Genomic DNA, 15,166 nt, shown 5'->3' on the forward strand with positions numbered 1-15,166 from the left:
TTACAAATCAGGCAGTAACTGCGCAATCTGTGCAATGCCTCGATCTTAAACGTGAAGAATTCTCAACCGATGCCTGCAGCCATTGTTCTTGCTTTGATTGGCAAGGCCTCACAAGCTGAGCGTGACATCAAATAACGCCCGCGCACTTTCTACGTCGCATCGAAAGTCGCGCAGCATGGGACAACAGGGTACCGCGACGGGCTTTTCAAGATGACGATTACCTTTCATCTCAACGGTGAAGAGGTCTCGCTTCCAGAACCCCAGCCAACAACAACGCTTCTGGACTGGCTGCGCGAGGACCGTGGTCTCACCGGCACCAAGGAAGGCTGCAACGAGGGCGATTGCGGCGCTTGCACTGTGATGGTCACCGACCAGAGCGGTGCCAGAGCACTAAACGCCTGCATCCTGTTCCTGCCGCAACTCCACGGCAAATCCATACGCACGGTCGAAGGGGTCGCCCATCCGGATGGCACCCTGCATCCGGTGCAACAGGCAATGGTCGATCTCCACGGCAGCCAATGCGGTTTTTGCACCCCAGGCTTCATCATGTCGATGGTCACCGCCCATACCAATGGTGCCACCGATCATGACGACCAACTCGCTGGCAACCTCTGCCGCTGCACCGGCTATGCCCCGATCATCCGCGCCGCCGAAGCCGCCCAGAACTCCCCTGTGCCGGAGCATATCCGGCAGGATTCATCCTTCATCTTCTCAGAAATATCTCGGGGGGAGGTCGCAGACCGGGGGGCAGAGCCCCCCTCCGACATCCCTGTGGCAGCGCCCCCTTCTACCTTGCGTCCCAGATCCTCGGATGAGCTGGCCGCAACCTATGCAGCCCGCCCCGATGCCACGCTGATCGCCGGAGCCACCGATGTGGGGCTTTGGGTCACCAAGCAACTGCGCGATCTGAATAATGTGATCTTCCTTGATGGCTGCACGGATCTGAAGGACATCACCATCACCGAAACAGAGGTCCGCATCGGGGCAATGGCGGATATGAACCGTGTCCGCGCCGCCCTTGAGCCGCTCCATGCCTCCTACGCCGAGATGATCCGCCGCTATGCCAGCCAGCAGGTCCGCGCCGCTGCGACCATCGGCGGCAATATCGCCAATGGTTCTCCCATCGGGGACAACCCGCCTGCCCTCATCGCATTGCGCGCCACATTGCACCTGCGCCACGCAGACACCCGCCGTGCCATCCCGTTGCTGGACTTCTTTATCGATTACGGCAAACAGGACCGCGCCCCGGGTGAATTTGTCGAGGCTGTGAGCTTTGCCCGCCAACCCGACAGCCTTCGGGTCTATAAACTCTCCAAACGCTTCGATCAGGATATATCTGCGGTGCTGGGCGCGTTTAATGTCACCGTGGTCAATGGCAGCGTGACCGCAGCCGCCATCGCCTTTGGTGGCATGGCAGGCATCCCGAAGCGCGCCACGCATGTGGAGGCCGCCCTGATCGGCCAGCCGTGGACAGACACAACGATTGAGGCCGCCAAAGCCGCCTTTGATCAGGATTTCACCCCCATGAGTGACATGCGTGCCTCCGCTGCCTATCGGCTGGACTGCGCCCGCAATATGCTCAGGCGCTATTTCACAGACCTGAACGGCGCCTCTGAACATGTGTTGGAGGTGGACCTATGAGTGTTGCAAAACCCCTGCCCCATGATGCGGCAGCGCTACATGTGACGGGTCAGGCCCGCTATGTCGATGACATTCCGACACCCAAGGGCACGCTGCATCTGGCCTTTGGCCTTGCTCCGATTGCAAAGGGCACAATCACCGCGATGAACCTCGCGGAGGTGCGCGCATCCCAAGGTGTTGTCGCGGTGCTGGCGGCGGACGGTCTGCCGTTCGACAATGACGTCTCACCCTCGGCCCATGACGAGCCGCTGTTGGCCAAGGGAGAGGTGCATTATCTGGGTCAGCCGGTGTTTCTGGTGGTCGCGACCTCCCATCGCGCCGCCCGCATTGCTGCACGCAAGGGCAAGGTAGAATACGCCGAAGAAGAGGCACTGCTGACACTGGAGGCCGCTCTCGCTGCCGACAGCCGCTTCGAGGAAGGCCCGCGCATTTATCAAAAAGGCGACGCCTCTGCCGCCATCTCTTCGGCGGCACATGTGATCGAGGACAGCTTCGAGATCGGCGGGCAGGAGCATTTCTACCTCGAAGGTCAGGCCGCGCTGGCGCTGCCACAGGAGGATGGCGGCATGATCGTCAACTCCTCCACCCAACACCCCACCGAAATCCAGCATAAGGTGGCCGAGGCCATTGGCCTGCCGATGCACGCGGTGCGCGTCGAGACCCGGCGGATGGGGGGTGGTTTTGGCGGCAAGGAAAGTCAGGGCAACGCGCTGGCCGTCGCCTGCGCCGTGGCCGCGCGCCTCACCGGCAAAGCCTGCAAGATGCGCTATGACCGCGACGATGACATGACCATCACCGGCAAGCGCCATGCGTTTCGGATTTCCTATCGCGCGGGCTTTGATGCACAGGGGCGTATTCAGGGCATCGAGTTCACGCATCTGGTTAACTGCGGCTGGGCGCAGGATCTGTCGTTGCCGGTGGCGGACCGCGCCATGCTACATGCCGACAACGCCTATGCGATCCCCGCGATCCGCATCGAGAGCCACCGTTTGAAAACCAACCTGCAAAGCGCCACCGCCTACCGCGGCTTTGGCGGCCCGCAAGGGATGGTCGGGGTCGAACGGGTGATGGATCATGCGGCGCATGTTCTGGGGATTAACCCGGTCGAACTACGGGTGCGCAATTACTACGATGCGCCTGATGCGGGAGGCACTGCCGCGGCCTCGAGCAAAGGGGGCTCTGCCCCTCGACCTGCGGCCTCCCCCCGAGATATTTCTGAAAAGCTGAAAGACAACACCACGCCCTATGGCATGCCGGTCACCGATTTTGAGCTGCACGAGATGACGGCACAGTTGCTGGAGAGTTCGGGTTACGCGGCGCGACGGGCAGAGATCGCGGCCTGGAATGCAAAAAATGAGCGGCTGAAGCGCGGGATGGCGTTTTCACCGGTGAAGTTCGGGATCTCCTTCACCCTCACGCATCTCAATCAGGCGGGGGCCTTGGTGCATGTCTATCAGGACGGCTCCATCCATCTCAACCATGGTGGCACCGAGATGGGACAGGGGTTGTTTCAGAAGGTGGCGCAGGTGGCGGCCGCGCGCTTTGGGGTCGATCAGGCGCGCGTAAAGATCACCGCGACCGATACCGCCAAGGTGCCCAATACGTCGGCCACGGCGGCCTCTTCAGGGTCGGATCTGAACGGCATGGCGGTGAAGGCCGCCTGCGACACCATTCGCGACCGCATGGCGGCGCATTTGGCGCAGGTGCATCAGCAACCGATCTCTGCGGTCGCGTTTGAGGGAGACAAGGTCAGGATCGGCTCTGAGGAGATCAGTTTCGAGGCGGCAGCGATGCTCTGTTACACGGGCCGCATCAGCCTGTCGGCCACCGGGTATTACAAGACCCCCTCGCTGGAGTGGGACCGGATCAAGGGCGCGGGGCGGCCGTTTTTCTATTTTGCCTATGGGGCGGCGGTCACGGAGGTCGTCGTGGACCGGCTGACCGGTGAAAACCGCATCCTGCGCACGGATATTCTGCATGATGCGGGGGCGTCGCTGAACCCGGCGCTGGATATTGGTCAGGTGGAAGGGGCCTATGTGCAGGGCGCAGGCTGGCTCACCACCGAAGAACTGGTCTGGGACGACAATGGGCGGCTCAGGACCCATGCGCCGTCGACCTACAAGATCCCGGCCTGCTCTGACCGACCCGATGTGTTTAATGTGGCACTGTATGATGGGCAGAACCGCGAAGACACTATTTATCGCTCCAAGGCGGTGGGGGAGCCGCCCTTTATGCTGGGGATTTCTGCTTGGCTTGCGCTATCGGATGCAGTTGCGGCCTGTGGCGATGCCTATCCACATCTGAACGCGCCAGCCACGGCGGAGGAGATCTGGCGTGCACTTGGGACACAACGCGATGGGGTTTGATATCGACGCCCTCAGGGCCGCCGTCGCGGCCCATGGCCGTGTCATCCGTGTTGTGGTGGCCGAGGTCAAAGGATCAGCCCCGCGCGAGGTTGGAGCCGCGATGCTGGTCTGGAGCGGTGGGCAGTCTGGCACCATTGGCGGCGGCGCGCTGGAGCTTGAAGCGGCAGAGGCGGCACAGGGTTTGAATGTCCCTCGCAAGCTCTCCACCCATGCGCTCGGGCCGGATCTGGGGCAGTGCTGTGGTGGCTCAGTCACCCTACTAAGCGAGATTTACACGTCAGAGGATCTGGCCCGCCTTCAGGGGGATGTGATCGCACGCCCAACAAAGCCCGAACCGCAACCCCTTGTCGTAACGCGCCTTTTGAATGCTGCCCGTGCACAAGGACAGCGCTCCCAGCCACAAATGATCGCAGGTTGGATGGTGGAGCCGGTTGCGCGGCCAACACAGCCCCTTTGGATCTGGGGGGCTGGCCATGTAGGGCGCGCGCTGGTGCAGGTGCTGTCGCCTTTACCGGAGTTTGAAATCACTTGGGTCGATGCGCTGCACTCAAAGTTTCCGGAACGCATCCCTGAGTGCGTGACTGCCTTGCCCGCGCAGGAACCGGACCGATTGGTACCGCACGCGCCCTCTGATGCGCATCATCTGATCCTGACCTATTCCCATCAGCTTGATCTGGCGCTATGCCATCGCCTGCTGGGGCATGGCTTTGAATTTGCAGGGCTGATCGGATCCAAGACCAAATGGGCGCGGTTTCGCGCGCGTCTTTCAGCGCTCGGGCATAGCCCAGAGCAGATCGCGCGCCTCACCTGCCCGATCGGGCGGCCCGAATTGGGCAAACACCCGCAGGCCATCGCCATCGGCGTGGCGGCAGAACTCATGGCGCTCTCGCAGCGTTTGGACTTGAAAAAGGAGCATAGCGCGTGAGCACGCCTCCCCTTCTGACCATCGAGGGCCTCACCAAGGCCTACCCCGGCGTGGTGGCCAATGACCATGTCTCCTTTACCATCGGCGAGGGCGAGGTACATGCGCTCTTGGGTGAAAACGGCGCGGGCAAATCGACACTCGTCAAGATGATCTATGGGCTTGTGAAGCCTGACAGTGGCCGGATGACCCTGCGCGGAGCGAGTTATAAGCCTGCCGAGCCCCGTCAGGCGCGCGCCGATGGGATCGCGATGGTATTTCAGCATTTCTCGCTGTTTGACGCGCTCAATGTGGCGGAAAACATCGCGCTGGGGATGGAGAACCCGCCCGCCCTGCGTGATCTGGCCGCCCGTATCCGCGAGGTTTCCGAGGCTTACGGCCTGCCGCTTGATCCGTTCCGCACCGTCGGCGATCTGTCGGCGGGCGAACGTCAGCGGGTGGAGATCATCCGGTGCCTGCTGCAAGATCCCAAGCTCCTGATCATGGACGAGCCCACATCGGTTCTGACGCCACAAGAGGTGGAGATCCTGTTCGAGACCCTGAAGAAACTGAAAAGCGAAGGCACGTCGATCCTCTATATCTCTCACAAGCTCGAAGAGATCCGCGCGCTCTGCGATCACGCGACCATCCTGCGTTTGGGCAAGAACGTGGGCGAATGTGTGCCGCGCGACACCTCGGCCCGCGACATGGCGGAGCTGATGGTGGGCACCGCCCTCAAGACGCCCGAACGCGGTGCACGGGAATTTGGCGATGTGGCCTTGGATATCTCGGGCCTGTCGGTGCCTGCGCCTTCGGCCTTTGGCACCACATTGAAGAACGTGCATCTGGCCGTTCGGCGGGGCGAGATCCTTGGTATTGGTGGTGTCGCGGGCAACGGGCAGGATGAACTTTTGGCGGTGATGTCGGGCGAGGTCACTTGCGCGCGCGATGCGGTGAAATTTGATGGCAAGCCGATTGGTCACATGGGGCCGACGGCACGCCGCGCACTTGGTGTGCTGACCGCCCCCGAGGAACGTCTGGGCCATGCAGCGGCGCCTGATATGAGCTTGACCGAAAATGCGCTCCTGACCGGGTCGGTGCGCGAGGGGCTGGAAAACAACGGCTTTCTCAAATGGGGCGCAACCAAGACCTTTGCCGAAAAGATCATTAAGGCGTTTGATGTGCGCACACCGGGGCCGGAGAATGCAGCGCGCTCGCTCTCTGGTGGGAATTTGCAGAAATTCGTCATCGGCCGCGAGGTATTGCAGCGCCCTGAAGTGCTGGTGGTGAACCAGCCCACATGGGGTGTGGATGCGGCGGCAGCGGCGGCGATCCGGCAGGCCTTGCTCGATCTGGCGGCAAATGGCGCGGCGGTGATCTGCATCAGTCAGGATCTCGATGAGCTGATGGAAATCTCTGACAATTTTGCCGCCCTTAATGAGGGTCGTCTGTCTGCCCCGCGCCCCACGGCGGAGCTGACGGTGGATGAGATCGGCCTGATGATGGGCGGTGCACATGGCATGGAAGTGGCGCATGTGTAGGATCCTCACCACAAATGTCGGGGATGTAACGCTTGGGGCGGGAGCCTCCGGCGGGGATATTTGCAAGAAGATGAAGAGAACCGGACCACAAAGATCCGGCCAAGAGGGACAATAGGGATGATCCGGCTAGAGAAACGACCGCAGCCGTCGCGGGCGTGGTCGATGGCGACGCCACTGGTGGCGGTGCTGGCGACCATGGTGATGGGGGGGCTGCTGTTTGCCACCCTTGGCAAGAACCCGGTGGAGGCGATCCGCACCATTTTCTGGGAGCCGCTGTTTGGCGAGTTTGCGTTCTATTACCGCCCGCAGCTTTTGGTGAAAGGTGCTCCCTTGGTGCTGATTGCCATTGGCCTCAGTCTGGGATTTCGTGCCGGGATCTGGAACATCGGCGCGGAGGGGCAATATATCATCGGCGCGCTCACGGGTGCGGGTGTGGGTCTGGCGTTCTACCCGATGGAGTCCTGGATCATCTTTCCACTGATGGTTCTGGCGGGCGCTTTTGGCGGTTGGGCCTGGGCGATGATCCCTGCGGTGCTGAAGACACGGTTTGGCACCAATGAGATCCTTGTGTCCCTGATGCTGGTCTATGTGGCCGAACAGCTGCTGGCGTCCATGTCGCTAGGGTTGATGAAGAACCCGGAAGGGTTCGGCTTTCCGGGTTCGCGCAACCTGCAACAATATGACAGCGCACATAACGCCGAGTTGATCGCCGGGACCGGCATGCATTGGGGCGTGGTGGCGGCGCTGATTGCGGTGATTTTCTCTTACGTGCTGCTCAACCGCCATATGCTTGGCTATCATATCCGCCTGACCGGCGAGGCGCCGCGGGCGGCAAAATTCGCAGGGGTGAAACCCGCCCGGCTGATCCTGTTCTGTCTCGGGGCATCTGGCGCATTGGCGGGGCTTGCAGGGATGTTTGAGGTCTCTGGTCCCTCAGGACAGGTGTCGATTGACTTCAACGTGGGCTATGGGTTTACCGCGATTATCGTGGCCTTTCTGGGTCGCCTGCATCCGGTGGGCATTCTGCTGGCAGGCGCATTGATGGCGTTGACCTACATTGGCGGCGATATTGCGCAGGGCAATCTGGGCCTGCCGTCCGCAGCCATTCAGGTGTTTCAGGGCATGCTCCTGTTCTTCTTGCTGGCGCTTGATCTGCTCACCAACTATCGCATTGCAATTGGCAAACCGGAGGTGGCGTGATGGATCTGTCTGCTATCAACCCAGTCCTTCTGATCGCGTCTCTGATGGTGGCTGCAACGCCTTTGTTGCTGGCTGCAATCGGTGAACTGGTGGTCGAGAAATCCGGCGTTCTAAACCTCGGGGTCGAGGGGATGATGATCGTCGGTGCGATCGCAGGATTTGCCGCCGCCGTAGAGACAGGCTCGCCCCTGTTGGGATTTGTTGCCGCAGCCATCGCGGGGGCACTGCTGTCGCTGCTGTTTGTGATCATGACCCAAGTGGCACTGGCCAACCAGGTGGCCTCGGGTCTGGCGCTGACGCTTTTTGGCTTGGGTCTCTCGGCCCTGATGGGACAGAAATACGTGGGTGTGAAACCGCCGCAGATGGGGCGTATCGACATTCCGGTTCTGTCTGATCTGCCGGTCTTTGGGCGCGTTCTCTTTGGCCATGATGTTGTGCTCTACTTCGGGATCGCGCTGACGGCTGCGGTCTGGGCGGTGCTCAAGTATTCCCGCGTCGGTCTGATCTTGCGCGCGGTGGGCGAAAACCACGATGCGGCGCATGCGCTGGGATACAAAGTGGTCAAGATCCGCACGCTGGCGATCCTGTTCGGTGGTGCCTGTGCAGGGCTGGGTGGGGCTTACATCAGCCTGATCCGCGTGCCGCAATGGACCGAAGGGATGACCGCAGGCATCGGCTGGATCGCCCTTGCACTGGTGGTCTTTGCCAGTTGGAAGCCCTGGCGGGCGCTTTTGGGTGCCTATCTTTTTGGCGGCGTCACCGTGGTGCAGCTTAATCTGCAGGCAGCGGGCGTTGCTATCCCAGTGGAATATCTGGCAATGTCGCCGTATCTGATCACCATTCTGGTGCTCGTTATTTTGTCCGCCGACAAGAGCAGCGCGCCTGCGTCGCTTGGCCGGAGTTTTCACGCGTCTCGCTAACGCCGGGAGCGTATGACAGTTGCGGGATGTTTTGCCCGAACCGTTCAAGACCAGTCCAGTCTCGGATGAAACCGGGGCGGACATTCAAACATGGAACCAATCAGGGGGAACCCATCATATGAAACTCACCAAACTTCTTGCCGGTGCTGCTGTTGCACTGGGTCTGGCCGCCGGCGGCGCGCTGGCTCAGGACACAACCAAGGTCGGCTTTGTCTATGTTGGCCCTGTCGGTGATGGCGGCTGGACCTATGAGCACGATCAGGCACGTCTGGCCGTGGAAAAGGAATTCGGCGACAAAGTTGAAACCGTCTATGTGGAAAACGTCGCCGAAGGTCCCGATGCCGAGCGCGTGATCACCCAGATGGCGCTGCAGGGTGCAGATCTGATCTTCACCACTTCCTTTGGCTACATGGACCCGACCATCAACGTCGCCAAGAAATTCCCGAACGTGAAGTTTGAGCACGCCACTGGCTATAAGCGCGCCGAGAACGTCTCGACCTATTCGGCACGGTTCTACGAAGGCCGCGCTGTTCAGGGCACCATCGCAGGCCGTATGACCGAGAGCAATATTGTCGGCTACATCGGCTCCTATCCGATCCCCGAAGTGATCCGCGGCATCAACTCGGCCTATATCCACGCCAAGAAGGTGAACCCCGACGTCCAATTCAAGATCGTCTGGGCCTTCACATGGTTTGATCCGGCCAAAGAAGCTGACGCCGCCAAAGTTCTGATCGAACAGGGCGCAGACGTGATCCTGCAGCACACCGATTCAACCGCGCCGCAAGCTGCAGCGCAGGCTGCGGGCAATGTGATCACCTTTGGTCAGGCCTCCGACATGGCAGAATATGCCCCCAAGCCGCGCGTGTCCTCCATCATCGACAACTGGGCACCTTACTACATTGCCCGCACCAAAGCAGTGATGGACGGCACTTGGAGCTCTGTTGACACATGGGACGGTATTGGCCCGGGCATGGTCGGCATCGGTGAGATTTCGGATGCGGTTCCCGCCGAGGTGAAAGCCGAAGCACTGGCCCTGAAGGACGCAATGGCATCTGGTGAATACCACCCTTTCACTGGCCCGCTGAAAAAGCAGGACGGTTCCGACTTCCTTGCTGAAGGTGAGACCGCGGACGACGGGACCCTTGCCGGCATGAATTTCTATGTCGAAGGCATCGAAGGTTCGATCCCCGAGTAATGCCCCAAGATACTTGGTGTATTTGGAAAGACCCGTCCTGTGTGGCGGGTCTTTTCGTGTCTGTTGGCCATGAAGGTTGCGCTCCCGCCCGTCGCCAAACCCGCAGGAAAATCCTGCGCATTCGCTCCCGTTGGGGGTGGCCGCGCGTGCCCCATATGGGGCACGCGCGGCGGCCTTTTGTCCGGGATCCCCGGACAAAAGGCCCGGCCCAACTCTGAGGGTAGGTCTGACCCGAAAGGGTCAGGGCGCCTGAAGCGGCGGGAGCCCCCCGCGCGACTGGGCGCGTCGCTATCTGTTGAAAAACACACGTGCCGCCAACAACACCCGCGATAAAGCAGTGGCAAAACACAGCGCCCCAAAAGCATACGCCAGCGGTATAAAAGCTTGAGGCCAGAGGCACAGCAGCACAAAAAAGCCAATGGTCTCTGCCCCCTCCAGAATACCGCCCGTGAAATAAAGGGTCTTCACTCCTCGCGCCGCAGTTTGCATGTCATGCTTTTCCGCGAGCACGGCATAGCCGAGAAAGCTCGCACCATTGGCGTAAAAGCTGCACAAGAGAAACGCGCCGGCCAAGCCATTGATCTCTGGCGCCAGCGCCACAAACCCCAGCGGCACCGCACCGTAGAAGACAAAATCACATACGATATCAAGATAGCCGCCAAAGTCGCTCGGCGCATGACATCGGGCCACCGCACCGTCCAGACCATCCGCCAACCGCGACGCCAAAAGCGGCACCAACGCCCAATAGGTCAGACCCAATGCAATCATGGCAGCCGACATCAGGCCAAGCGCCAGACCCGCTACAGTGATCTGATTGGCCGTCACCCCAAAGGCGGCCAACCGCGCCCCTTGCGCGTTCAGGATCGGATCAATGAGAGGGCGGATTTTGGCGTCAAACATCCCCATGATCTAGCGGCTAAAGGTTGAAACATCCACTCACGTTGCCGCTGCCGGATTGTGAAGATTGAGACACTGCTGCTTCGGATCACAAAATCGCATCGGGCTAAACTCTGCGTTGCACGCCCTCCGGGCGCGTGTCAGTCTTCGCGCCATGACACATGTATCCCGCCCCCCGCTCACCACCCTGGATGGTCATGAGATTGGCCGCTTTGCCTTTGGTTGTATGCAGTTTGGCGGCCGCGCCGACGTGCAGGCCTCCTCCGAGATGTATGCCGCCTGCCGGGAGGCGGGCCTGCGTCATTTCGATACCGCGTGGCTCTATACGGACGGGGCAAGTGAGGAAATCCTTGGCAAGTTGATCGCCACTGAACGCGAGAGCCTTTATGTGGCCACCAAAGTGGGCTTCACGGGTGGGGCCAGCGCCGCAAATATGCGCGCGCAGTTTGATCAAAGCCGCGCACGTCTGAAACTTGATCAGGTGGACCTTCTCTATTTGCACCGCTTCGATTCAGAGACACCACTAGAGGACACGCTCACCTGTTTTGCACAGCTGCAGCAAGAAGGGCTGATCCGTCATGTCGGGCTTTCCAACCTTGCCGCATGGCAAGTGATGAAGGCGGTTGCGCTGGCCGCACGTCTTGGCCTTCAGATCGACGTGTTGCAGCCGATGTATTCACTGGTCAAACGTCAGGCTGAGGTGGAAATCCTGCCCATGTGCGCTGATCAGAATATTCTGCCTGTGCCATATTCTCCCCTTGGCGGCGGCCTTCTCACCGGAAAATACGCCAAGGGCGGCAATGGGCGGTTGAGCGAAGATGAGAAATATCGCGCCCGATACGGTCAGGATTGGATGCACCGCACCGCGCAGGATCTTTTGCAACTGGCGCAGGAGCAAGGCACCGACCCGGCGACGCTGGCGGTCGCATGGGCTGCGCATCACCCCGCCCGCCCCGCTCCGATCCTGTCGGCGCGCTCTGCCAGTCAGCTGGCCCCTTCGCTTGCAGCCACAAAGTTTGAAATGTCCCCGGAGCTATACGCCCGCATTGAGGCCCTGAGCCCCCGCCCTGCTCCCGCGACCGATCGGCTGGAGGAGGCATGACCGATTTTCTCGTCATCGGCGGTGGGGTGGCCGGGATCGCAGCAGCTGCGCATCTGGCAGAGCTCGGCTCGGTACTCTTATTAGAGCGTGAAGATGCGCTGGGCTATCACGCCTCGGGGCGGTCTGCGGCGATGTTTGAAGAAGATTACGGCCCGCCCGCGATTAAGGCGCTGTCTCGGGCAAGCCGGGCCTATCTCGCGGCCCCCGGCGCGGAGCGCGAGAGTTACCTCAGCCCGCGCGGATTGATGCTGGTGGGTCGTGCCGACCAGAGGGCGGGGTTTGAAACGGATCTGGCCACACTGGATCTGGAGGAAATCCCTGTTGCAGAGGCACGCGCACGGGTGCCGATCCTGAACCCCGAGACGCTTGCTTTTGCGGCAACCCATGAAACCGCAACCGATATCGACACGGATCGGCTGATGGGGGACTGGGCAAAACTTCTGCGCCAACGCGGGGGCAGGACGCTCATGCGGCAGGAGGTCATAGCGATCACGCGACTTGAGGCAGGGTGGCGGGTCGAAACCCGCAATGACAGCTTTGACGCGCGCCAGCTCGTGAACGCGGCAGGTGCCTGGGCCGATATCATTGCCGAGATGGCAGGCGTGGCCCCGGTGGGTCTTCAGCCCAAGCGCCGCTCCATGGCACAGCTGCCCGCACCCGAAGGCCATGATGTGAACGGCTGGCCGATGCTGATGGGCGTGCATGAGGCATGGTACGCCAAGCCACAGGCGGGCAAGCTGCTGGTTTCCCCCGCCGACGCGGACCCCGTCCCTCCACAAGACGCATGGGCCGATGACATGGTGTTGGCCGAAGGGCTTGCGCGTTATGAGGAAATGGTCACCACACCCGTCACGCGACTGGAAACCAGTTGGGCAGGTTTGCGCAGCTTTGCACCGGACGGCGTTCCTGTCTTTGGCGAAGACCCGGCTCAGGCGGGGTTCTGGTGGTATGCAGGTCAAGGCGGCTATGGGTTCCAAAGCGCCCCCGCCTCTGCCCGGCTGCTACGCGCGCTGGTGGCATGCGATACACCCGAGATCAGCGCCGATATAGTCCGCACCCTATGCCCCGGGAGGTTTCGATAATGCCCTTTCGATCAGTTCCCGGACAGGCCTCTGTGGCCGAGGAGAGTGAGGGCGGCAAGCTCTTCGCCCCTTCTGCGGCGCGCAATCTGGCACCGCTTCTGGAGGTCGTGGAGCGTCACGCGCCCCCCAAAGGTCAGGCATTGGAAATTGCCAGTGGCACCGGACAGCATGTGGTCGGCTATGCGAGAGCCATGCCCGGACTGCAATGGCAACCGAGCGATATTGACCCAAGCCGCCGCGCAAGCGTTGATGCACACGTGACCGAGGCGGGCGTGCAGAATGTCGCACACGCCGCAGCTCTTGATGCCACAACACAAGGATGGGGCGCGCTGATCGGGCCTTTTGATTTAATAGTGCTGGCCAATCTATTGCATCTGATCAGCGCGCATGAGGCGCGCACACTCCTCTCGGAGAGTGCCACCGCTCTGGCTCCCGGTGGTCGTTTTCTGATTTATGGGCCCTTCGCGCGGAATGGCTTGTTGGTGAGCGAGGGTGATCAGAACTTTCACGCCGCTCTCACCGCACACGATCCCGACATTGGGTACAAGGATGTTGAAACCGTCACGGAATGGGCCGCTCTGGCCGGATTGAGTGTTGCGAGCCCCGTGGAGATGCCTGCCAACAACCTGTGCTTGATTTTGTCACGCACATGAGATGTGCAAAAATTTGACAGTTTTGTAACACGGGCCTCTCAAAAAACGGCAACTGCGCGCTTAATTCAAAACCAAGCAGCAGTTGCAAGGTTCCCCATGGCTCAGACCCTCCGCCCTTTCGTCACCGATCTGCAGGCTGTCGGCCTCAGACCCTTGTTTGCGTCTCTCTGTCTCACAGTCAGCCTCGGGGCGACATCTGTCTGGGCGGATCCTGATTTCTTGGAAAGCCTCGATTTTGATGGCGACGGGACGGTCACGGTCAGCGAGGTGGCATTGGTGCGAAATCAGCAGTTTACCCAGATTGACCGCGATGGGGACGGGAAGATCAATCCCGAAGAATTCGACCGTTCTCTGCAGAATGCCAGAGCCCGCTTTCGTCAGATGGGGCAAGGCTATCAGGCGCACAATGCAAGTCCCGGTCGCATTGATGCGTTTACGTTTGCTGATACCGATGCGGATGGGTTTATTTCTCGGCGTGAATTTCACCGTCACTCCGACCGTTTTGCCCATAGTCTGGATCGTGACGGAGACGGCATCGTCTCGCATGCCGACATGCAGCGTTAGATCAAAACGCCGACGAAAGTGCGTTGCGCCGGTAGTCTGAGCCGCTTGAGACCATGGATGACGCAAGATCAAGTGCCGCCTCAAAATCCTCTGGTGTCTTAACCTCAGAGACACCGCTTTGCGCCGTAATACCTTCCGGCAATTGCGGCTGGAGGATCTTGCAGACCTTCTGGCCCAACTCGAAGCACTCAAACGCGCGCCAGCCTGCGAGGCCGATCATGAATTCATTGTTGCTCAGCCGATAGAGACGCTCGCGGGCGCTGAGAAGCGGCAGAATTGAGGCGGCGACAGTGACCATGATTTCATCCGCGCGCGCGCCCTCTCCTTGCGTGCGCAAACCCATAAGCCCATTGAGCCGCACCACCACAATCCCCACGGGCAAATTGTCGGCGATCAGGCTTCTGTCCAGTTCCATTCGCGCGCGCGAGTAGGCCCGCGTAAGAGGATCGCGGCCTTCGTCCCCGTCGAGCCTTGCGCGCAACGAAACGATCTCGCCCTCCGCAAGCCAAAGATAGGCAGAGGTGATGATACCTGCCGCCAGCAGCCGGCCCGCGTTGCCAGCATCGCCATGATAAAGCACCACCAAGGGCACCATCACGATCAGCACAAGCCGCGCCGGTTGATACTGCGACGGTGGCGCAGCAAATCGCAGCCCCACCAGGGTCGGGAACATCCAAGTTGCACCGGAGAGACCCACGTAGAACGTGGTCAGGATCACGGTTGCGGTCAGTACGGCCACAAGAATTGACAGAGGTACGAAAGCCTCGCGCTCCAGATGCAGCGCCACCATATTGATCAGGATGATTCCGGCCAAAACCACCAGAATGGCGCTCAATGCCCAATGCGCCAGCAACACGCTTTTGAAGGCCAGCCCCAAGAGCAACAACACGCAGAACCCACGGGTGGCTGTATCAAGGCGGCGCGCTGGGATGTCCGCAAAAACGGCTAGGAACTTACTCGCGATCACTGTCTCTTTAACCTCCGGCGCCCTGTTCAAAGACGCCGCAACACTCACATCATTATTTCGCAATTCGTCTGGGTAACCAAGCGAAAAGCGCCCCGGTTGTACCGGAGCGCCTGAGGGAGATTTACGTCACCACAGCC

Annotated in this window: 13 protein-coding genes; 11 read left to right on the top strand and 2 right to left on the bottom strand. The window is 60.6% G+C overall.

What is annotated here, in order from left to right:
* Positions 1 to 210 precede the first annotated feature (210 nt).
* The 7 genes from xdhA (at position 211) to UB90_RS02540 (ending at position 9,764) form a co-directional block, all read left to right on the top strand.
* Entirely contained in the window at positions 211 to 1,641 is a 1,431-nt protein-coding gene (gene xdhA, locus UB90_RS02510; protein ID WP_065324756.1) for a xanthine dehydrogenase small subunit, read from the top strand.
* Entirely contained in the window at positions 1,638 to 4,007 is a 2,370-nt protein-coding gene (gene xdhB, locus UB90_RS02515; protein ID WP_065324757.1) for a xanthine dehydrogenase molybdopterin binding subunit, read from the top strand. Before xdhA ends, xdhB begins: the two co-directional genes overlap by 4 nt.
* Positions 3,997 to 4,932 (top strand): xanthine dehydrogenase accessory protein XdhC, encoded by a 936-nt coding sequence (xdhC, locus tag UB90_RS02520; protein ID WP_065331873.1) that lies wholly within the window; start codon positions 3,997 to 3,999, stop codon positions 4,930 to 4,932. Before xdhB ends, xdhC begins: the two co-directional genes overlap by 11 nt.
* The gene (locus UB90_RS02525; protein WP_065324759.1) at positions 4,929 to 6,449 is read left to right on the top strand and encodes an ABC transporter ATP-binding protein; all 1,521 of its coding nucleotides are present in this window, start codon (positions 4,929 to 4,931) and stop codon (positions 6,447 to 6,449) included. Before xdhC ends, UB90_RS02525 begins: the two co-directional genes overlap by 4 nt.
* A gap of 117 nt (positions 6,450 to 6,566) precedes the next feature.
* Positions 6,567 to 7,649 carry an ABC transporter permease gene (locus UB90_RS02530; RefSeq protein WP_005633093.1) on the top strand — a complete coding sequence of 361 codons (1,083 nt, stop codon included), beginning with the start codon at positions 6,567 to 6,569 and terminating at the stop codon, positions 7,647 to 7,649.
* Positions 7,649 to 8,569 carry an ABC transporter permease gene (locus UB90_RS02535; protein ID WP_009176866.1) on the top strand — a complete coding sequence of 307 codons (921 nt, stop codon included), beginning with the start codon at positions 7,649 to 7,651 and terminating at the stop codon, positions 8,567 to 8,569. The genes UB90_RS02530 and UB90_RS02535 overlap by 1 nt, the downstream gene beginning before the upstream one ends.
* Before the next feature lie 118 nt (positions 8,570 to 8,687).
* Positions 8,688 to 9,764, top strand: a complete 1,077-nt coding sequence (locus UB90_RS02540; protein ID WP_039982631.1) for a BMP family ABC transporter substrate-binding protein — start codon at positions 8,688 to 8,690, stop codon at positions 9,762 to 9,764.
* 288 nt (positions 9,765 to 10,052) lie between these two features.
* On the opposite strand, the gene UB90_RS02545 is transcribed toward UB90_RS02540, so the two are convergent.
* Positions 10,053 to 10,664, bottom strand: a complete 612-nt coding sequence (locus UB90_RS02545; RefSeq protein WP_065331875.1) for a CDP-alcohol phosphatidyltransferase family protein — start codon at positions 10,662 to 10,664, stop codon at positions 10,053 to 10,055.
* Positions 10,665 to 10,815: 151 nt separating this feature from the next.
* Between UB90_RS02545 and UB90_RS02550 the strand changes: the two genes are divergently transcribed.
* The 4 genes from UB90_RS02550 to UB90_RS02565 all read left to right on the top strand — a co-directional run bounded on the left by UB90_RS02550 (position 10,816) and on the right by UB90_RS02565 (position 14,062).
* A complete protein-coding gene (locus tag UB90_RS02550; protein WP_065324760.1) occupies positions 10,816 to 11,763 on the top strand; it encodes an aldo/keto reductase in 948 nt (315 codons plus the stop codon).
* Positions 11,760 to 12,845 (top strand): NAD(P)/FAD-dependent oxidoreductase, encoded by a 1,086-nt coding sequence (locus UB90_RS02555; RefSeq protein ID WP_065324761.1) that lies wholly within the window; start codon positions 11,760 to 11,762, stop codon positions 12,843 to 12,845. The genes UB90_RS02550 and UB90_RS02555 overlap by 4 nt, the downstream gene beginning before the upstream one ends.
* Positions 12,845 to 13,498 carry a DUF938 domain-containing protein gene (locus UB90_RS02560; protein ID WP_065324762.1) on the top strand — a complete coding sequence of 218 codons (654 nt, stop codon included), beginning with the start codon at positions 12,845 to 12,847 and terminating at the stop codon, positions 13,496 to 13,498. The genes UB90_RS02555 and UB90_RS02560 overlap by 1 nt, the downstream gene beginning before the upstream one ends.
* A 96-nt stretch (positions 13,499 to 13,594) precedes the next feature.
* Entirely contained in the window at positions 13,595 to 14,062 is a 468-nt protein-coding gene (locus UB90_RS02565) for an EF-hand domain-containing protein (RefSeq protein ID WP_065324763.1), read from the top strand.
* Between the two features lies 1 nt (position 14,063).
* On the opposite strand, the gene UB90_RS02570 is transcribed toward UB90_RS02565, so the two are convergent.
* Entirely contained in the window at positions 14,064 to 15,029 is a 966-nt protein-coding gene (locus tag UB90_RS02570; RefSeq protein WP_065324764.1) for a nucleotidyl cyclase domain-containing protein, read from the bottom strand.
* Positions 15,030 to 15,166 lie beyond the last annotated feature (137 nt).

The sequence above is a fragment of the Tritonibacter mobilis genome, from assembly GCF_001681715.1.
Lineage (GTDB): Bacteria > Pseudomonadota > Alphaproteobacteria > Rhodobacterales > Rhodobacteraceae > Epibacterium > Epibacterium mobile.